Here is a 17,859-nt window from a genome sequence, read left to right as displayed (position 1 = left end):
GACCATCCCTCCTGGGCATAGGATTGCCGTGAAGGAGGGATGGCTTATGTTATCGGCGGCTTTGCTGTTGCTGTCCAACAGCTTGTTTCTGACGCTGCACCTGTCCGGAAATCCCGGGTCGTTTCCCCGTCCTTTGTCCCGACAGGAGGAGCGGGAGTGCCTGGAGCAGTGGGGCAGGGGAGACCTGTCTGCCCGCAACCGCCTGGTGGAGCACAATCTCCGCCTGGTGGCCCATATCATCAAGAAGTACTACACCCAGGCTGCCAACCAGGAGGATCTGATCTCCATCGGCACCATCGGCCTGATCAAGGCCGTGAACACCTTCCAGCCGGACAAAAAAATCCGCCTGGCAACCTATGCGTCCAGGTGTATTGAAAATGCTATACTAACCTAACGGAAGAAACGGCCTTGCAGGTGGCGGAACGGACACCTTTTGAGGCAAAATGGCATCTGCTGGCGAGTGTTGGAGTCCGCTGCTATATTTTGATTTCCAATGTATCGGGCGCGGTAAAAGTAGCCCCGCTCCAGATTCTTCAATTTCCGGTGGTGCTGCCGCACAAGTTTCAGGACGCAGAAAAGTTCAATTTGCAGTTCTCGGACTTCTCGGAAATCGCCGAAACGGCGGACAAGCTGCGCTGGCTTCGCTACCAGAAAGGACTGCGGCAGAGAGACGTTGCAGACTACGCTGGGATAGACCGGAGCACCTACGTCCACTATGAGGAATACGGCAAGGACCTCTATCCGCCGGAGCACATGGAGAAAATCGCGCAGCTTTTTGAAGTGCCGGTCGATATGCTTCTGGATGACTACAATCTATTTCTGAGGAATGGTCAAGGCAACCAGATCAAGGCGATCCGAACGAAACTGGGGCTGACGCAGAGACAATATGCGGACAAGCTGGGCGTCAGCCTTGGAAATCTCAAGCATTGGGAGCAAAACCGCAAGCAGATTTTCAAATCCACATGGGAGAAGTATTTCAAGCAGAGTCTTGAAAGCTGCAAAAAAGTCCGATAGAATTATTACAGAATCATTCAGGAGATGCCGACCCATGATTATCAAATCTTCGACTGCACTGTGTAACGACTACAGCATGATCTCTGATTTGGCGCATGAAGAAGCTGAACAGCGCGAGGAAACCTTGAAGCTGCGCGCAAAGCTGGAGGCAGCAGAGGCTGCCCGACTTTCCGGTGCGCCTGCCTATACGCTGGAGGAATCCAGAAAACGGCTGGAGGCGATCTATCGGCGTGACTGACCTTGCGCTCAGCGGGAGCTTGAAGCCATCGCGCGGCTCTATGTGAACCTTGTGGGGCCAAATTTAGCGAGAAACATATGAAAAACGAGCAGACCGGCTGTTGAGGCTGGTCTGCTCGTCTGCTATGTATTATTGCTGCGCTTTTATATGCTTCACGGCGGCGTCCATCAGTTCCAGCTTCTCCTCTGTGCCGCAGGGCAGAAGGTGGATGTTTTTCAGCGCCTGATCCGCCTGAAATTTTGCAAGTTGCTGCTCCAGCTCCTTTTGCGCTTGCTGAGACTTGGGGAAAATCAAAAATACGTCCATGGCTGCCCTCCTTTCCGGAGCGTTTCCTGCTTCAATTTATGCGTGTTTTTCGGTGCGTATGTAGACAGATATGAAAATAGTCCTTCTACTAACCAGTTGCTGAATTTTTCCGTGAATTGTTAGTAACTGCCTTAAACATTTTCACTCAGCATTTTTCTGAGCTTCTCTAACGCACTTACTTTGTAATAGTGGACCGTACACCTCTTGACACCGAAAGCCTTTTCAAACTCGTGCTCGGTCATAGGATCATCTAATAAATACAGACGGGTGATTACTTCCTGCTCAATCTCCGACAAATGGCACATTGCATCGAGCATATTCTCCGTGAGAATGCTGCGAAGGACATCGTCCTCCACATGGCAATCAGGGTTCTCCAGCAAGGCCTCTCCATTTACTTCCCAATCCTCAGTGTTAGGAGAAACATTGTAGGAGATCACCTCGATGCCCAATGCATTCATGGTTTTCTGTAGATAACAGGCCCTGTTGTTTTCACGCTTCCACTCTTTTGCGGTTTGACTGTCAACTTCCATATAGATGATCGGTTCGCCGGACTCGCCGCCGGGAACCCTAGCGATATTCTCCTTGCGGGACTTTCCATCTGCCGTTTCCATAAAACGAGCAAATTCATAGCTGCTCATCTTTTTCCAATTATCCGGTTCGTCCTTGGTTCGATCTTTCTTGATCCAGAATTCCTTCTTCATGATTCGTAGCTCCTTATTTTGAAATTTGGTTTGTTGGTTGAAATCCAAATTTCGGAGCTACGGATATCGGCCTATGTAGCAAAGCCAGGCACAAAACATAAAGGTCCTTTCCCAAGCGCGAGCTTTGAGAAAAGACCTTCTAACGCAGTACGAAGCAAAACCGTGCAAAAAAGCGCCGCAGAAATCGGAAAGAGACATCAGGATACAATGATCCTGTAATTTGTCTCAATCCGGCTTCGTACGGCGCTTGGAAGTTTTTCAGCCCTTTACGGGTCCTGCTCCGCTTGCACGATTAGAAATCGTATTGTTTTCAGATATTCAGTTATAAGTTATCTGGTGACGTTCCGCTTGCGGTTATCGAAGCGGATATACCTATGGTGCCGATGCTGCCTTCTGAAGTAGGCCAGGTTGATGGGACCTTCAAACTTACATTTGCGGCATTTCACTTCCGCATGACCGTTTCGGTCAGCGTACACACCAAGGATGCGAAAGCCGCAGATTGGGCAGTTAAGGTTCCTCTTTTCCATGGATTCTACTTCCATGCGTGACAGTTCCAATTTTCGGAGCACCTCGTCGCTGGGTGTACCGAAACGTGCGTCATACTGAATCATATTGATGCCTTCGGGAAAAGAGCGTGGTCAATATATTCTTCGATCGGTCTGCATTCCAGCAGCCTCAGTTCTCTGAGCCGGTTGATAAGTGCCGAATAAGATACGCCAAGCGCATCCGACATGGACTGAAGTCTGATCTTTGTATCCGGCGCAAAGACGCCTTCGGTATAGTAGACGATCGGCTGTCCGTTGTTATACTTTTTCAACGCTCGGCCCACCAGGAAAGGCGGCATTAAAACAGCGGCACCCAGTCTGTTGGTCAAGGTTTCGTTGAGAGAAAACATCTTTGCCAGTTCCTCACCGGAATAATGTGTTCCTGCTTCATGGGCGTGGATCTGGACGTGACGGCCACGCCCCAGCACATCGACAATCACAAGGCCTACGTTCAGGCCTGGATCCAGTCCATCCGGGACAAGCCCGAGACCCTGATCCGTGCCATCAAGGACGCACAGGCGGCAGCCACCTATATGGACTACAAGGCCGGGCTCATCACCGACAAGGAGTATGAACAGGCCTGCGGGTCCGTGCTGGAGGTGAAGCAGAAGGAACGGGATCGGGAACGCTGATTCGCACAGTTGACGCCGCCGTCCCCTCCGGCTACACTGGAGAAAAAACGGAGGTGCCCGCTATGTTCTTTCGCAAGCGTGACAAAGTTGTCCTGACCCTGACGCCGCAGGAAGCCCGCTATGCCCGCAGCATCCTTCTCCGCTGGCGCAATAAGCTGCTGAATGCCGGAAAGTCTACGGAGGATGTAGAGGAACTGATTCTGAGGCTGGCAAGGTAATTCAGAAGGTGCAAAAGCAACTCGTTATATGCGGAAGGAGCCTTGCAAAAATTTACAAGGCCCCTTCACATCATAGCAATTCTGCCATGTAAAGAGGCAGATGAATGATGCCGTCTTTGATCATAACATCTTTGGTGTAGAGAATATAGGAATTGCCAATTACAGATGAGAAGTGCTTTCGAAATTTATCTAAAGAGGAATGGGAGCGATAATTGCCGGATTTAACCTCTACCGGAGCAATCTTTTTCCCTTCGGTAATTAGAAAGTCGATTTCCATGTGGTTTTCCCGGTTTTGGCTGTCGGAACGAGAGTAAAAGTACAGGCGCGAACGGCTATGGCGAAGCATCTGTGCAACAATGTTTTCCATCAGCATTCCTTCGTTGATATTAAGTTTATCGAAGAGAATTGCACGATAAAGTTCATTGTCTGTGTATTTTTTATCCTGGAAAGTGTGCGTTACAAGTAATCCGGTATCTGCCATATAACACTTCTGCGTGGCGTTATCAGCACTCAGCGCAAGCCCAACATGAGGATCCGTTGCATTGAAGCAGGTATTTACGATCATGGCTTCGTTCAGCCACACAAATGAATCCTCATAAGTGCGAAAACGAGCCTGCTTTCCGAGAGACGAAAGCTTGTATTTCTTTTCTTTTTTTGAAAGCTGACCCGGAATGCCATCGAATACGGCAAACACTTTATCTTCATATCCCTCTGCAAATTTTGCCACATCCTCATGATACAGCTTCAGAATCCTGCGTTTGGCAACATCGGATGCCTCGAAGTCCTTGCCATTCATGTAAGCAAGAACGGACTGAGGCATCCCCCCAACCAGAATGTATTGGCGAAAGTCATTCATGATCTTCCGGTGAAGTGCTGCGCCAAGGGGTTGCTTTGCTTCAAAACAATGCCGAATCAGTGGATATGTGGCCTCGTCTCCCATTGCCCAGAGAAATTCCTCAAAATCCAGCGGAAACATCTCAATGTGATCCTCTTCCGAAGGAATAATGATATCTTGGACATTCTTTTTCAGCCGAATCAGCGATCCTGTTTCAAGGTAATCAAACCGGCCATCCGCTACAAGATATTTGATAAGCTGGCGTGCTCTCGGATATTGTTGAACTTCATCAAAAATGATCAGCGATTCCCTTCTGTGGAGAGGCGTTGCATAAAAGGCTGCGAGTTTTGCGAAGAATAGATCAAGATCAGAGCTATCGTTGGCGAATAGATCCAGTACGTCTGTGGGAGCTCGTCCAAAATCGATCAGGATATAGCTTTTGTATTCAGCCTTTGCAAACGCTTCGGCAATATAACTTTTGCCGACACGGCGTGCGCCATCGATCATCATGGCAGTTGTTCCGTTGCTGCTGCTTTTCCACGCTACGAGTTCATCGTATATTTTTCGTTTCAGCATCTTCTCACTCCTTATGCAGATAGCTTACCCTATTTATATGCCAAGTATAACACGGGGAACACAAAAAAGCAAGTTCGTAGGAGTTTAATTTGCACGAAAAAGCAAGTTCATGAGATGCGGATCCGCACGAAAAAGCAAGTTCAGCCTTTGCCCGTTCAAATACAAAAATCAAAGGAGGCAAGCCTATGCTCTATCTCGGTGCGCTGTTTCTGGCCAAGGTGCTGGACAACGCCCTTTCCACTACAAAAACCATACTGATCCAGAGAAGTCGGTGGGTTCTGGCGGGTATCGCCGCGATCCTGTCCGACTTCATTTATTTCTGGATCACCAAGCGTATCGTGTCGGCGGACAGTATGCTGGCACTGCTGGTAGTCGCCATCGCGGGCGGCGTGGGCTGCTCGCTGGCCTGCCTTGTGAGCGATCAGCTCAGCAAGGACAGAACCTATGTGAACGTCATTATGTCGGATAATCTGGAGGCCATGCAGGCCTTCCGGGATTTCCTGGCGGAGCACCACATCACCAATGTGGCTGCCGACACCTATACGCTGGACTGGAACACCAAAACCATCACCATTACCGCTTATCCCGAAACCAAGGCCGAGAGTCGGCTGATCACTCGCTACATTGCGGAATGTCCGCTGAAGTTCAAGCGTCTGGTGCAGCCGGGATGAGAGAAAGAGAGGAACAATGACACCTGAAGAACTGAATACTGCCAGCTACCACAAGATGGAGGCGGAACAGGACAGCTACCGGGACTGGCTGCTGACCCTTCCGCCGGATGAGATCCTGCAGCACGCTTATGAGTACGCCGTGCGGCAGGATATTTTATTTGCCATGGAGGATCTGGAACTGCAGCCCGAGCAGTGCCAGGCCCTGATGAAATCCCCGTGCCCCGTTGCCGACGTCCTGCGGGATTTTGAAAAGCTGGAGCTGGGCTACATGGAGACCCTCCGGGACTGCATTGAGGGCCGTGCTGATAAGCTGAAATATGGCGCTCTTTTTGAACAGAACAATGACTTCGTCGGTTGGATCTCCATTGACGAAACGAGCATCCACTATCCCGTCATGCAGACGCCGGATAACCCGGATTACTACCTGAAGCACGGCTTTGACAAGGCATACAGCAACTATGGCGTGCCCTACATCGACGAGGGCTGTGCGCCGGGGCTCAGCAACAACATCGTTATCTACGGTCACCATATGAACGACGGCACTATGTTCGCTGACCTCTGCGGCTATGCGGACAGGGGCTTCTATGAGGGGCACAAGACTATCCGCTTTGACACCCTATCCGGCTCCGGCGAATATGAGGTGGTGGCTGCCTTCCGGTTCAACACCAACCGGGACACCTTCCGGTACAACGAGTACACCAACATGGATGAAGCGGAATTTGCCGAATTTCTGGAGAATGTCCGGGCCCGGGCGCTGTACGATACGGACATGGAAGTGGAATACGGCGATACGCTGCTGACTCTCTCCACCTGCGAATACACCTACAAAAACGGCCGTTTCGTGGTGGTGGCAAAGAAGGTGGGCTGATGGCGGAAATCAAGACCCGGGAGAAATCCAAAGGCATCAAGGCACTGGTGGCCGCCATCGCCGCAGGCGGCTGGGTGGCGCTGATCGTCATAGTGATCATCTGCCTGATCGCCGCAGTGGTGGCATGCTTCGGCATCTTCTTTTCCAGCGAGGATACCGGCAGCGACAAGCCCATGCGGACGGTGGTGCAGGAGATCAATCAGGAGTATCAGGCGCAGCTGGACGATATCAAAGGCTCTGTAGTCTACGACACGTTGGAGATGTCCGGTTCCCGGGCCGTCTGGCCGGAGGTGTTGTCGGTCTATGCAGTGAAGGTTACCTCCGATCCGGATAACCCGCAGGAGGTGGCCACGGTCACACCGGAAAAGGAGCAGATTCTGCGGGATATTTTCTGGGCGATGAACACCATCTCCCACTCCACCACCACGGAAAGCGTGACGACCATCATCGAAAGCGACGACGGCCACGGCAACATTCTGGAGGAGACCGTCACGGAGACCAAGACCACACTGCACATTGTGGTCAGCCACAAAACGGCAACGGAGATGGCAGCGGAATACGGCTTCGGAGAACGGCAGCTGGAGCATCTGGATGCCCTGCTGGAGGAAGGCACCTCCGGAATGTGGGCGGCTGTGCTCTACGGCGTGTACGGTGCAGACGACCAGATCGTGCAGGTGGCGCTGACGCAGGTAGGCAACGTAGGCGGCGAGCCCTATTGGTCATGGTATGGCTTCGGCAGCCGTGTGGAATGGTGTGCCTGCTTTGTTTCCTGGTGCGCCGACCAGTGCGGCTACATCGACACCGGTGTCATTCCCAAATTCACAGGTTGCGTCAACGGCGTCCAGTGGTTCCGAGACCGTGGCCAATGGGCGGATAACGCCATCGAGCCTGCGCCCGGCATGATTATCTTCTTCGACTGGGACAACAAGGGTCACTCCGGCCCGCAGGACGGGCAGTCCGACCACGTGGGCATTGTCTGGAAGGTCGAGGACGGGATCATCTACACCGTGGAGGGCAACTCCGGCGACAGCTGCCGGGTGAACCAATACCCGGTGGGATACTATGAGATTCTGGGGTACGGTGTGGTGGCCTATTAACAGCGTAAGACTAGTTATCAAGTTACTCAGCTGTATTATTTGAAATAAGGTGGGTGCTATAGCCGATATACCACCCGTCACATACTAAGACGGAGACGGCAACAGCGGGGGCAACTTTTCCGCCGCGTGCGGGCGTATCCGAAGGGAGTTGATGCAAATGCCTGAAATCAAGATCAAAATTCGGGACAAGCGGGCCGGAGGCACGGGGACCGTGATCTGCGGCAACAGCGACTATACGGTGGTGTGGGACCTGGATGCAGAGTGGGCCGCTTACGATACCAAGACCATGCGGGTGAACCTGGCAGACGGCACCTATCAGGACGTGGTATTCACCGGCAATACGGCGGCTCTGCCGGTGCTCAGCACGCCGGGGTGGGCGTCCGTGGGCCTGTACGCCGGGGACCTGCACACCAGCCGGGCGGCGGACCTGCGGGTGCTGCCGTCCGTCACCACGCCCGGCGGCGCTCCGGCGGACCCGCCCGAAAGCGTGTACGATCAGCTGATGGAGCTGATCCGTGGCATGGGCGGTGCGTCTGAGGAGGACATCGCCAAGGCGGTGGCAGGATACCTGACCGAGCATCCGGTGAAGGAGGCGGACCCCACCGTACCGGCGTGGGCCAAAGAGGACAGCAAACCGACCTACACGGCGGCAGAGGTGGGGGCGTTGTCGGCGGACACGCTGCAGGCGGCCACGGAGGCGGCGCTGGCACAGGCCAAGGCCAGCGGAGAGTTTGACGGAAAAGACGGTAATACCGGCCCGCAAGGCCCCAAAGGCGACACCGGCGATACCGGTCCGCAAGGTCCCAAAGGCGACACCGGCGGCACCGGCCCGCAGGGCCCCAAAGGCGACACCGGCGACACCGGCCCCAGGGGCCCCGCTGGCCACGCCCCGGTGAAGGGGACGGACTACTGGACGGCAGCGGACAAGGCGGAGATAGTCGCTGATGTGCTGGCGGCCCTGCCGGACGGGACGGAGGTGAGCTACTGATGGCAAAGAAGCTCTATGAGGAGGCAAGCGTCCTGGCCATCGCAAACGCCATCCGGGCCAAAAACGGCAGTACGGCCACCTATAAGGTCGCCCAAATGGCCGATGCCGTTTTGGCGATCGCTCCGCTACAGCCTGACGTGGAGGAGTACCCGCAAATGAGCACCACGGTTGCGGCCTATCTGACTGCGGCGGAGGCCGCTTATACGGACGCCAACGGCGGCAGCGTAAGCGTGCTGGACAGCTACACGGGGGCCAGCGGAATCAAGGATGCTCCGCTGGGCAAAGCGCTCACGATGCAGGGGGGAACGCGTTACCAGCAGGATGAGACCACCGGCATCGGGGGAAAGCTCAACAATATCCTGGGAGGAGAAACCGTGATCTACAACGCAGTCCCCGGGCACGTCCTCCGCTACATCGTGAAAGGCAGCGGAGGGGATGTAATCGACAGCGGGCGCGTGAAGCCGACCGGAACAGTTCGCATGATGAAGTTTATCGGCTATGTGAAAAACTGCCGGGACCTCGGTGGATGGGCATGTGACGGAGGAACCGTCAGGTATGGGCGGATGTATCGTTGCGCCGCACCGGGTGCAGCGGAATCCGCAGATGCCAATATCGCCCAAAATGCAAACATCCGCTACCACTTTGATCTGCGGGATAACGCGTCTCTGGAAAGCTCCCCGTTTGGGAGCGAGGTGTATTACAAGCGGTATCCCCTGTCGGCCTATTACAGCGACCTCGTCGACCTGACGAAATCCCATTACGCAGAGATGGCCGCACTTCTGCGGGCGGTGTTCGATGTGGTCATCCACGGGAACGGGGTGATCTATCACTGCTCACTGGGGCGGGACAGAACGGGGACCCTGTCGTTCATCCTGCTTGCGCTGCTTGGCGTTTCCAGAAAGCACGTGGACATGGACTATGAGCTTTCGGGCTTTTCCTCTCTCTCGGATGCCGGAACGCCGCAGAAGCGGACCTCGGCCAACTACACCGGCCTGGCCAATTATTTCGCGTCATTCGGAAAGTCCTCCCTCCGGGATAATGTCGTGAAGTGGGCATTGAAAGCCGGATTGACGATCGACGAGCTGAACGCATACCGTTCAGCAGCCATAAACGGAACGCCCGCCGCGCTGAATGCCTCCGACTACGTTACGCAGTATACTCTGACGCAGCATCTGACGGACTGCACAAGCAATGCTGCGGGGACGGAAATCAGCGAAGGCGCGGCGCTCAGCGTCACGATTACCCCCAATGCCGGGAAGAAACTCGGCAGCATCTCGGTCACCATGGGCGGCACAGATATCACGGTCACGGCGGTGTCCGGCAGCACCGTCCATATTGCAAGCGTGACCGGGAACGTCGTTATCACGGCTGTGGCGACTGCGGCGTATACAAATCAGATCCCCATTTCGACGGACGCCGGCGGGGCGGTATTCAACGGCGTCGGATACCAGCAGGGATACCGGCTGAACAGCACTGGTGAACCGTCCTCGCAAGCATCGACATACATTACCGGATTCATCCCGGTCCATTCCGGGGACACGGTACGATTTGAGGGGATGAACCTGAAGGAAGGGTCGGCCGCTATCAACGAACAACGCATCGCATTTTATGATGCGAACAAGGCGGTGATAGCAGCCCCGTACTGGAAGGATACTGGAACGAATACCATGTCGGGCGGGTATCTTGCCAGCCTCACGGTTCCGGCCTATTCCGGCAAGACAGTGGCCTTTGCGCGATTCGGATGCTACTGGATCGATTCGCATTCGATCATTACGGTAAATGAGGAGATCGGGTAAGTCTGACACTTTCAGTTACTCAAAGGTCGTGGACTAGACGGTTTGAAACTCGTTGTCGGAGGCGAATACATAAACAAGAGCATGTCTCACCGGTAAATACCGGCGAGACATGCTCTTGTTCTACACAAATATCAGAATATAAAAGTCAATATATGCTTAGATTATAAACAGATATGGCATCACTCCTTGAGAATCATGCGATAGACTGTACCAGAACCCATAGGCGATAAGGAGAAATATCCCACAGGAAATTGGAATTTTTGTGCCCCGTTCCGTATTTTTCAATAGGGCCCCATAAAATACCCCTTCATAAACATAAAAGTACCAACTGATGCGTTCGATAAAAGTCGGGAAGAAGTATCCCAATGAGACGAGCAAAAGCCCAAAAAGATAAATTATGTACGATATGCGCACGTCGAATTTTTCGGAAGCATGGATGGATGACAGGAATTCCTGATACATTGCACTGTGCGCCATTAACAGCATACACAACATCCATAGTGCAAGCTTTACCGGCACGATCAGCCCTATGTTAATGGAAAGATCAGAAAAATAGCGGCTATATTGGGCCATCTTATTTGAAAGCAGGACAATGATTAACGGAACGCAAAGAATGAAAAGAATGTACAGGAGCTTTTGCTTCTGCTGCAATTCCTTCCACTGAAATGCATTCAGCAGCAGAAGAAGGAAGCCTACGATTGCAGTCTGGTGGAACAATGCGGCGATACAAATGCACAAAATAAAGCGCAGGGACTTTTTCTGCCCCAAATAGCGCGTTCCCCAAAAAACGATTGCCACAGCGACAAATTGCCTTATCCCGTTGAGGGACATGAAGTAGAAAGACATATAATAGAATACGACCATGCATGGAAAGGACGCGATCCCGCGCAGCTCCCAAAATCGTAAAATAATGCAGGCGTGCGTAATCAGCGCCAATAGCCCAAGCAAAAACGATGCATTCGGGATCACGTGCAAAATACCATAGCAGATGTATTTGAAGGACTCCTCCAGACCGTAGGCATAGGAAAACATCCCCTTGTATATGTACGAAAACTTCTCAACATAGCTCGGGGTATCAAGACCTACCGAATAGGCTCGCAGACCGGCAGCCATGGTAAGGGATAGAATGATTACCCATATGAGAAGCTTGCGGTTTCGCTTCTCGGCAAAATAAGAGAATATCCAGCACTCTATCAGTAAGCCGAAATAAACAATATAGGATAGCAGCATCACAGTGTCCCCTTACAATGTAGTGAAGATATTCTTTTCAGAATGACGTGCAGCATTTGACTAAACTCGCGCCAATATAAGAAAATAAGTACGACGAAAATGCAGATCTGCAGCAGCAAAAGACGATTTCCCCAGTATGCGGCGAACATCTGTCCCCAAAGCAGCCCGTAGCTGAGGGGTTCCTTTATGCGTGCGTTCTTCAATTGAATATGCCGCAGGATCCATATATAACGCATCATCCATACGCAGAAGAAGCCTATAGCCGTGGCGACCGCTGCGCCATAGCTTCCCAAAAGGGGGATCATGCAGAGGTTCAGAAATGTATTAATGCCCGCCCCTATCAGCGCCGTTGAAGATATCAGTCTCGTGCGGTTCAATGCAAGGCACATGTTTTCACAGGAAAGCGACATGTAGTTAAATAATGCCGATAAAAGCAGAGGAGGTACGAATTGCCAGGCCGCATAGAATTCTTTGGCAAATAGCAGCCGCGATAACGGAATGTTTATCAGCATCAGGGCGGAGGAACACAGCACCATAGAAAAGCTGATGACCGCATAGCTTTGCCCCAAGAATCCATCCTTATCTGTTGGATCGAAATTTTGCAGCACCGAAACGGAATACGCTTTGGAAATGGTTGCGCCAAGGGTGGAGATAATAGTCGGAACCTTATAGGCCACAGCCAAAAGCCCGGTTGCAGAGACGCCGCAGAAAAAGGAAAGAATATACTTATCCAGCGAATTATTGATCCACCAGGAAAGTGCGCTGACGATCATCGGCAGGCTGAAGACAATGATCCGGCGGGTCAACTCCGGATCATTTATCCGGAAAGAGATGTATCGTCCCAGACGAGCTGCGAGCATCAGATACAGCAGACTCAATACATGCCCGAGAATATTCGCCAGTAAATATCCGTTTACACCCCAACGGAAGATCAGCAGAAACAAAAGATTGCATGACACAGTTATCAGACAAGTAATAACTGAGGCGATCGTGATTTCTTTGACCTTGTCCAGGGCTCTCAAAAAATAGTTCACAACATTGCCCAGCGCACCGGTGAGATAGCTTGCAAGAAAAAAAGCAATGTAAGCTCCGTTCAGGTCCACAACTCCCAGCATGGTCAGCAAAAATGTTGCAGACGCCAAAAAAACAAAGCCAGCTGATACAATACGCAGGCCAATGGAAAAGACTTTGCGGGGATCATCTTGTCCGGCAACGGAAAAACGCAGAATGGCATCCTGAACTTGCAGAGTCAATATAGGAAGAAGCAGCTGAACGGTTGTCGTGATCAGATCTATCGTTCCGTATTCCAGGGTGGACAGGCACTCTGTATACAGCGGAACCATGAAAAATGAGATGGTTTTTGGGATAAAGCTTGCTAAAAAAAAGAGAAAGACGTTTTGGATCAGTTTCTTGCTTTTTTCGAGTTTATTATTCATGCTTCCTCTGCTTTCTGCAAAAATCGGAAAAAGTTTCTGCAAGAGAACTCCATCCGCGATATCGTGCAATTGCGATCGCTTTGCCCAGCCGTTTGGCCGTTTTTACAGGAAGGATGCGATGCAGGCGACGGGTGATTTTCCATGCGTATTTTTCCTCGCTGCTCCACCAGCTTCCTGCGAACCAATGAATGGCGACCGTGTTTTCTGTCTGTTTTAAAAGGCCGGTATCCAATGCCAAAGGGCAAAAGTAATCCGCAGGGTAAATCGTAAGTCCTGCAACAGACTGACATTGACCATTCTGGAGCATCCCCCGTTCGAGACAGATATCTGTCAGGCGAGATACATTCGTGGTCGTGTTCAACGTTCCGTCCGGATTCAAAAACTGCATATTGCTGTACTGCAGCAGAAATTCTTTAAAAAGAGGGAATTCCGGCTCACAGGCCATGACACATGTTGCAACATGCGAGGCATCCTCAAACCCTGCAAAAGCTGCCTGGTTCATAAAACGATCCAGAGGGGCAACAAGCTCTACATCCGTATCCATATAGACTCCGCCATACCTGATCAGAGCATAAAGGCGTACATAGTCTGCAACAAATGCCCACTTTTGTGCTGCATATGCCTGTTGGACATAGAGAGGCAGGGCGGAAAGATTGATCTTCGTTTCATTCCATTCCACAATCTCATAATCAGGGCAAAACTTTTTCCAACTGGCAATGCAGCGCTGCGCATCCTCCGGCAAGGAAGTCTTACCAAACCAACAATAATGGATGATTTTAGGAATTTGATGCGGCACTTCCATACTACGCCCTCCTTTGTTTTACCCAGTTATTCACGTGCCAGTATAATGGGGGGCTTATGGCAAATAACAACGCTTTGCAAACGGTCTTTGGACGCCTGGCATTGCATAGTACGAAGCGCTTGTGAATATAAGCTTTCCCATATTGCTGGAGTCTGCCGGCCTGAAACAGGCTCAGGTATTTTGTTACAAGCGAATCCAGCAGGCGATTTTTCAGCTTTTGATCTGCAAGTTGTTTATACAAATCGGTTAGCTCCAAAATGCTGTCATACAAATCGGCGGCATTTTTGCGCAAGTCCTGCTGCGTGGTGATGGAGTCATCTCTGGTGATATAGTGGTAAAAGCAAATACCACTTTCAATTACCCTTTCGGCAGATAGAAATGCACGGGGCGTAAACTGTTCGTCTTCATGGAGAATTCCCGGCTTGAAAACAAGCCGGTTCTCCTGCAGAAATTCACGCCGGTAAATATACAGTACCGCCGCCATAGGCATAGAGCCTTCATGCAGCGCCAGCTTCAGGTACATATCCCCGCGGACACAGGCTGCGGTATATCCATGGGAGAGCTTTTTCCTGGAACCAACGCTGATCCCGTCGCCGATGATGATATCTGCGCTTTTATCGACGAAGGGGAGCAGGCGCTGACATGTGTCGAGGTTGATAATGTCGTCTGAGTCAACAAAGAGAACATAGGACCCGGCAGCATGTGCGAGCCCCGTATTTCGCGCGACAGATAGTCCGCTGTTCGGCTGATGAACGACATGCACGCGGGAATCTGCGGCGGCATATGTATCACACATAGCGGGGCAGTTATCCGGGCTGCCATCATCAACTAATATGATCTCAATATCAGAAAAAGTTTGATTTATAAGAGACTGAACGCAAGCGTTCAGATAATTTTCCACATTATAAACCGGAACGATGATCGAAAAAACAGGTTTGTGTATCACTTGACCGTACCCATTCCTTTCACCATTTGCTTAACAGCGTTTTTCCAACCATACTCATGATACCTGTGCCGGTGACGGAAGCAATGGATCCACGCGTGCAGACGTCCCCACTTACCATCCAGCGCATAATAGAGAATCCCTTTATCCTGAAAATATTTGTCGGAATAGCCTTGAAACCAAGATGAACTGCTGTCATCAATCTGCGCGATCGATGCCGGAATGCCATAGATACGGAGACCTTTACGCAGACAGTCCCGCAGAAAAAGGGTATCTTCGCCGCAGCTGTATCGGCAGCCGCCGCCGAACATGGTATGGAACATCACGCCGCTGAAGTGCACCGCCTCGCGGCGGAATGCTATACGGGCGGCACCGTATTTTCCGTAATTCATAGTGGTGATCCGCGTCACCTTTGTGTTGCGGTGCCGAGCCTTACCGCCCTCCAGATTCAGAAGCAGGATGTCTGCCTGGGGGAGCTTCTGGAACCAGGTACAGATCGTTTTCTCGTATCCATCCAGAAAAACCATGTCATCATCTGCTAAAACACAGATGTCCCCTGTAGCGCGCATTAAGACTTCGTTTCGATTGATCCCGACACCATGGGTAGAGGTGTTGATATAGCGGATTTTGTGGCCGAGATAGACATGCTCTGACAGACTGTCTTTGCCGCATTGATTCCCGATGAGGGCATCTGTCTGAATATGCATCTGCTGGGGGAGGTGGTTATCACTTTGGCCAGTCGTTACAACCAGTGTTTCAACATTCATCGTAATGTTCTCTTTCATTTTCGGGCTGGCCGGGAAAAAGATTCCCAGCCAGCCCGAAATTAATTTTGGATATGCGTTATCTGCCGACCATTTTACCGCTGGCATCAAACTGATAGTTCGCGGCAGGCAGAAGGTCGTTGGTCTTGGTGATCCAATAGATGCGGTCAACCACCAGCTGACCGTTGGAGCGGGCGTAATAGTAGTTGCCGTCAAGCTGGAACAGACCTGCATAATAGCGGCTGCCATGCTGATAGCAGTACAGCACGCCGTTTTCGCTGACGATACTCAGAGCATCGGGATCCGGCTTGGGATCGGGGTCCGGTTTGGGATCGGGATCCGGCTTGGGATCGGGGGTCGGAGCGTTCAGCATTTTGCCGCTGGTATCAAACTGATAGTTCGCGGCAGGCAGAAGGTCGTTGGTCTTGGTGATCCAATAGACGCGGTCAACCACCAGCTGGCCGCTGGAGCGGGCGTAATAGTAGTTGCCGTCAAGCTGGAACAGACCCGCATAATAGCGGCTGCCATGCTGATAGCAGTACAGCACGCCGTTTTCGCTGACGATACTCAGAGCATCGGGGTCCGGCTCGGGATCAGGATCCGGCTTGGGATCAGGATCCGGCTTGGGATCGGGGTCCGGCTTGGGATCGGGGGTCGGAGCGTTCAGCATCTTGCCGTCGGCATCAAACTGGTAGTTCGCAGCAGGCAGAAGGTCGTTGGTCTTGGTGATCCAATAGGTACGGTCAACCACCAGCTGGCCGCTGGAGCGGGCATAATAGTAGTTGCCGTCAAGCTGGAACAGACCCGCATAGTAGGGATGGCCGCCCTTGTAGTAGTACAGGACACCATTTACAGTTACGATTCCGCCGCTGATCGGTGTGCTGGTCAGCACATAGGGAATATTGTAATTGATGGCATAGTTTTGTGCGTAACTGCCCTCCACTACATAGAGCGTTGCCTTCGCACTGTTGCGGAAAGTATTGTAGTGCATGGCGGTTGTCTCGCTGGGGATAACGACCTTGCTCAGGACCGGGCAGCCGGCAAACGTATTGTTGCCGATGTGCCTCACGCTGCTGGGGATCTCGATGGATTGGAGGTAATAGCACTGATAAAAAGCGGCGGGGCCAATGTAGCTCAGTGCTCCGTCAGGAGCAAACTCAACGGAGGTCACATTTGTAAATGCAAACAAATATGTACCGACGTATTGGATGCCGCTCCCGATCCGAATGGACCTGATCTGCTGAATATAGTGGATGTAGGGACGCATACCATTGCTTTGGAAGTCATAGGTCCTGCCCGTGCCATCAAGGACCATCCTGCCATCCTTATAGATGACATAAGCAATGTCATCGCCAAGCTTGCCCGCATTGAGCACATCGGCGTTGGAGCTGCTGACGTACTTGCCGGACTCAAAGAAGCAGGATTCACCGCAGAGGTCATAATTGCCCTCATAGGCCAGGCCGGTCTCATCAAACAGATAGAACTGATCGGAAAGCTTCACATAACCCGTAACCGGCTGCCCGGCGGAGAAGAACATCTTCCGGCCGCTGTCCTTATCAGTGGCCCATCCGTTATACTGCACCTGGGCCGCGTTTTCGGTGTGGCCGCAGACGGAGCATTCCAATTCGCCGGTGGTCCGGTCATACACATAAGAGTGCTCGTCGTCTGCACAGACGGGAGCCGTGCGCTTGGTGAACTGATCCAGCACCGTCCGGGTGCCGTCGGCGGCCACGTTATAGGCGGTGACGGTGGCCTGGAAGCGGTCGGCGGTGACGTCCACATAGACGCTGTCGAAGTCCAGGGTGGCTACGTCAAAGTGGAAGTCGGGGTTGTTCACGATGGAATAGGACTTGCCGCCGGTGGAGCCGCAGATGTAGTACACCGTGCCGTTTTCGTCCACCTGACCGCCGGTCATGGGGGCGGTGCGGGCATAGCTGTGGTCGTTGCCGGAGAAGTAGAAGTCGATGCCGGCCGCATCGCAGGCTGCGGGCAGATACTGCACATAGGTTTCGCCGCCGCCGGTGGGATTGGTGTAGTAGGCGGGCACGTGGGTCACCAGCACCTTCCAGGTGCAGGTGCTCTTGGCCGCGTCCTCCACCAGCCACTGGGTAAACTGCTGAAAGGTATCCTTGTCGGAGGTGTGGTTCAGCACGGCAATATACACGTCGCCGCGCTCCACGGAGTACCAGGCGGCGGGCA

19 protein-coding genes and 2 pseudogenes are annotated in these 17,859 nt (G+C 52.3%); 11 read left to right on the top strand and 10 right to left on the bottom strand.

The annotated features are described in order from the left end of the window. Positions 1–46 precede the first annotated feature (46 nt). From LKD37_RS08155 to LKD37_RS08145, 3 genes and pseudogenes are all read left to right on the top strand, one after another. Positions 47–388: pseudogene (locus tag LKD37_RS08155) on the top strand (sigma-70 family RNA polymerase sigma factor); the annotation flags it as partial. A gap of 26 nt (positions 389–414) precedes the next feature. Next, positions 415–1,014 carry a helix-turn-helix domain-containing protein gene (locus LKD37_RS08150; RefSeq protein WP_302928760.1) on the top strand — a complete coding sequence of 200 codons (600 nt, stop codon included), beginning with the start codon at positions 415–417 and terminating at the stop codon, positions 1,012–1,014. A gap of 34 nt (positions 1,015–1,048) precedes the next feature. Continuing rightward, positions 1,049–1,252 carry a type II toxin-antitoxin system Phd/YefM family antitoxin gene (locus LKD37_RS08145; protein ID WP_302928759.1) on the top strand — a complete coding sequence of 68 codons (204 nt, stop codon included), beginning with the start codon at positions 1,049–1,051 and terminating at the stop codon, positions 1,250–1,252. A gap of 129 nt (positions 1,253–1,381) precedes the next feature. Here LKD37_RS08145 and LKD37_RS08140 read toward each other — a convergent pair whose 3' ends face one another. Both LKD37_RS08140 and LKD37_RS08135 read right to left on the bottom strand, forming a co-directional pair. Continuing rightward, positions 1,382–1,558: a hypothetical protein gene (locus LKD37_RS08140; protein WP_302928758.1), complete on the bottom strand. Its 177-nt coding sequence runs from the start codon at positions 1,556–1,558 to the stop codon at positions 1,382–1,384. Between the two features lie 131 nt (positions 1,559–1,689). Next, positions 1,690–2,259, bottom strand: a complete 570-nt coding sequence (locus LKD37_RS08135; protein ID WP_302928757.1) for a sigma-70 family RNA polymerase sigma factor — start codon at positions 2,257–2,259, stop codon at positions 1,690–1,692. A gap of 374 nt (positions 2,260–2,633) precedes the next feature. On the opposite strand from LKD37_RS08135, the gene LKD37_RS08130 reads away from it, so the two are divergent. Next, positions 2,634–2,807 (top strand): hypothetical protein, encoded by a 174-nt coding sequence (locus LKD37_RS08130; RefSeq protein ID WP_302928756.1) that lies wholly within the window; start codon positions 2,634–2,636, stop codon positions 2,805–2,807. A gap of 59 nt (positions 2,808–2,866) precedes the next feature. Here the strand turns inward: LKD37_RS08130 and LKD37_RS08125 are convergent, their stop codons facing one another. Further along, the gene (locus LKD37_RS08125; protein WP_302928755.1) at positions 2,867–3,133 is read right to left on the bottom strand and encodes an ImmA/IrrE family metallo-endopeptidase; all 267 of its coding nucleotides are present in this window, start codon (positions 3,131–3,133) and stop codon (positions 2,867–2,869) included. A gap of 45 nt (positions 3,134–3,178) precedes the next feature. Here LKD37_RS08125 and LKD37_RS08120 point away from each other — a divergent pair, with 45 nt between their 5' ends. Beyond that, on the top strand, positions 3,179–3,436 hold the full coding sequence (locus LKD37_RS08120; protein WP_302928754.1) for a hypothetical protein: 258 nt from the start codon (positions 3,179–3,181) through the stop codon (positions 3,434–3,436). A gap of 62 nt (positions 3,437–3,498) precedes the next feature. After that, entirely contained in the window at positions 3,499–3,654 is a 156-nt protein-coding gene (locus LKD37_RS08115) for a hypothetical protein (protein WP_302928753.1), read from the top strand. Positions 3,655–3,724: 70 nt separating this feature from the next. Here LKD37_RS08115 and LKD37_RS08110 read toward each other — a convergent pair whose 3' ends face one another. After that, positions 3,725–5,065, bottom strand: a complete 1,341-nt coding sequence (locus tag LKD37_RS08110; protein WP_302928752.1) for an ATP-binding protein — start codon at positions 5,063–5,065, stop codon at positions 3,725–3,727. A gap of 185 nt (positions 5,066–5,250) precedes the next feature. Between LKD37_RS08110 and LKD37_RS08105 the strand changes: the two genes are divergently transcribed. The 5 genes and pseudogenes from LKD37_RS08105 to LKD37_RS08085 all read left to right on the top strand — a co-directional run bounded on the left by LKD37_RS08105 (position 5,251) and on the right by LKD37_RS08085 (position 10,485). After that, positions 5,251–5,736: a hypothetical protein gene (locus tag LKD37_RS08105; RefSeq protein ID WP_302928751.1), complete on the top strand. Its 486-nt coding sequence runs from the start codon at positions 5,251–5,253 to the stop codon at positions 5,734–5,736. Between the two features lie 16 nt (positions 5,737–5,752). Then, positions 5,753–6,604: a DUF3848 domain-containing protein gene (locus LKD37_RS08100; RefSeq protein WP_302928750.1), complete on the top strand. Its 852-nt coding sequence runs from the start codon at positions 5,753–5,755 to the stop codon at positions 6,602–6,604. 35 nt (positions 6,605–6,639) lie between these two features. Then, positions 6,640–7,701 (top strand): annotated as a pseudogene (locus LKD37_RS08095) (CHAP domain-containing protein); the annotation flags it as partial. A gap of 157 nt (positions 7,702–7,858) precedes the next feature. Next, complete coding sequence (locus LKD37_RS08090) at positions 7,859–8,689, top strand: collagen-like domain-containing protein (protein WP_302928747.1); 831 nt, start codon at positions 7,859–7,861, stop codon at positions 8,687–8,689. Continuing rightward, positions 8,689–10,485, top strand: coding sequence for a tyrosine-protein phosphatase (locus LKD37_RS08085; protein WP_302928746.1), 1,797 nt, complete (start codon positions 8,689–8,691; stop codon positions 10,483–10,485). The genes LKD37_RS08090 and LKD37_RS08085 overlap by 1 nt, the downstream gene beginning before the upstream one ends. Positions 10,486–10,641: 156 nt before the next feature. Here LKD37_RS08085 and LKD37_RS08080 read toward each other — a convergent pair whose 3' ends face one another. The 6 genes from LKD37_RS08080 to LKD37_RS08055 form a co-directional block, all read right to left on the bottom strand. Next, a complete protein-coding gene (locus LKD37_RS08080; protein WP_302928745.1) occupies positions 10,642–11,715 on the bottom strand; it encodes an EpsG family protein in 1,074 nt (357 codons plus the stop codon). After that, on the bottom strand, positions 11,715–13,151 hold the full coding sequence (locus LKD37_RS08075) for an oligosaccharide flippase family protein (protein ID WP_302928744.1): 1,437 nt from the start codon (positions 13,149–13,151) through the stop codon (positions 11,715–11,717). Before LKD37_RS08075 ends, LKD37_RS08080 begins: the two co-directional genes overlap by 1 nt. Next, positions 13,144–13,953 carry a glycosyltransferase family 32 protein gene (locus LKD37_RS08070; RefSeq protein ID WP_302928743.1) on the bottom strand — a complete coding sequence of 270 codons (810 nt, stop codon included), beginning with the start codon at positions 13,951–13,953 and terminating at the stop codon, positions 13,144–13,146. The genes LKD37_RS08075 and LKD37_RS08070 overlap by 8 nt, the downstream gene beginning before the upstream one ends. Position 13,954: 1 nt before the next feature. Next, positions 13,955–14,899 carry a glycosyltransferase gene (locus tag LKD37_RS08065; RefSeq protein WP_302928742.1) on the bottom strand — a complete coding sequence of 315 codons (945 nt, stop codon included), beginning with the start codon at positions 14,897–14,899 and terminating at the stop codon, positions 13,955–13,957. Continuing rightward, positions 14,896–15,768, bottom strand: coding sequence for a glycosyltransferase family A protein (locus LKD37_RS08060; RefSeq protein ID WP_302928795.1), 873 nt, complete (start codon positions 15,766–15,768; stop codon positions 14,896–14,898). Before LKD37_RS08060 ends, LKD37_RS08065 begins: the two co-directional genes overlap by 4 nt. Then, a partial coding sequence (locus LKD37_RS08055) for a leucine-rich repeat protein (RefSeq protein ID WP_302928741.1) occupies positions 15,740–17,859 on the bottom strand: 2,120 nt, incomplete at its 5' end. The genes LKD37_RS08060 and LKD37_RS08055, both read right to left, overlap by 29 nt.

This window comes from Brotocaccenecus cirricatena (genome assembly GCF_020687045.1).
In the GTDB taxonomy this organism is placed as follows: Bacteria; Bacillota; Clostridia; order Oscillospirales; family Oscillospiraceae; genus Vescimonas; species Vescimonas cirricatena.
The sequence above is the reverse complement of the archived record's forward strand: the minus strand, read 5'-3'. Positions and strand labels throughout refer to the sequence as shown.

Excerpts from the sequence above, each read along its gene's own strand:
- LKD37_RS08145 (WP_302928759.1), top strand. The coding sequence starts at position 1,049 with ATGATTATCAAATCTTCGACTGCACTGTGTAACGACTACAGCATGATC.
- LKD37_RS08075 (WP_302928744.1), bottom strand. The coding sequence starts at position 13,151 with ATGAATAATAAACTCGAAAAAAGCAAGAAACTGATCCAAAACGTCTTT.
- LKD37_RS08100 (WP_302928750.1), top strand. The coding sequence starts at position 5,753 with ATGACACCTGAAGAACTGAATACTGCCAGCTACCACAAGATGGAGGCG.
- LKD37_RS08115 (WP_302928753.1), top strand. The coding sequence starts at position 3,499 with ATGTTCTTTCGCAAGCGTGACAAAGTTGTCCTGACCCTGACGCCGCAG.
- LKD37_RS08070 (WP_302928743.1), bottom strand. The coding sequence starts at position 13,953 with ATGGAAGTGCCGCATCAAATTCCTAAAATCATCCATTATTGTTGGTTT.
- LKD37_RS08140 (WP_302928758.1), bottom strand. The coding sequence starts at position 1,558 with ATGGACGTATTTTTGATTTTCCCCAAGTCTCAGCAAGCGCAAAAGGAG.
- LKD37_RS08085 (WP_302928746.1), top strand. The coding sequence starts at position 8,689 with ATGGCAAAGAAGCTCTATGAGGAGGCAAGCGTCCTGGCCATCGCAAAC.
- LKD37_RS08080 (WP_302928745.1), bottom strand. The coding sequence starts at position 11,715 with ATGCTGCTATCCTATATTGTTTATTTCGGCTTACTGATAGAGTGCTGG.
- LKD37_RS08090 (WP_302928747.1), top strand. The coding sequence starts at position 7,859 with ATGCCTGAAATCAAGATCAAAATTCGGGACAAGCGGGCCGGAGGCACG.
- LKD37_RS08120 (WP_302928754.1), top strand. The coding sequence starts at position 3,179 with ATGTGTTCCTGCTTCATGGGCGTGGATCTGGACGTGACGGCCACGCCC.
- LKD37_RS08130 (WP_302928756.1), top strand. The coding sequence starts at position 2,634 with ATGGTGCCGATGCTGCCTTCTGAAGTAGGCCAGGTTGATGGGACCTTC.
- LKD37_RS08110 (WP_302928752.1), bottom strand. The coding sequence starts at position 5,065 with ATGCTGAAACGAAAAATATACGATGAACTCGTAGCGTGGAAAAGCAGC.
- LKD37_RS08060 (WP_302928795.1), bottom strand. The coding sequence starts at position 15,768 with ATGCCAGCGGTAAAATGGTCGGCAGATAACGCATATCCAAAATTAATT.
- LKD37_RS08135 (WP_302928757.1), bottom strand. The coding sequence starts at position 2,259 with ATGAAGAAGGAATTCTGGATCAAGAAAGATCGAACCAAGGACGAACCG.
- LKD37_RS08105 (WP_302928751.1), top strand. The coding sequence starts at position 5,251 with ATGCTCTATCTCGGTGCGCTGTTTCTGGCCAAGGTGCTGGACAACGCC.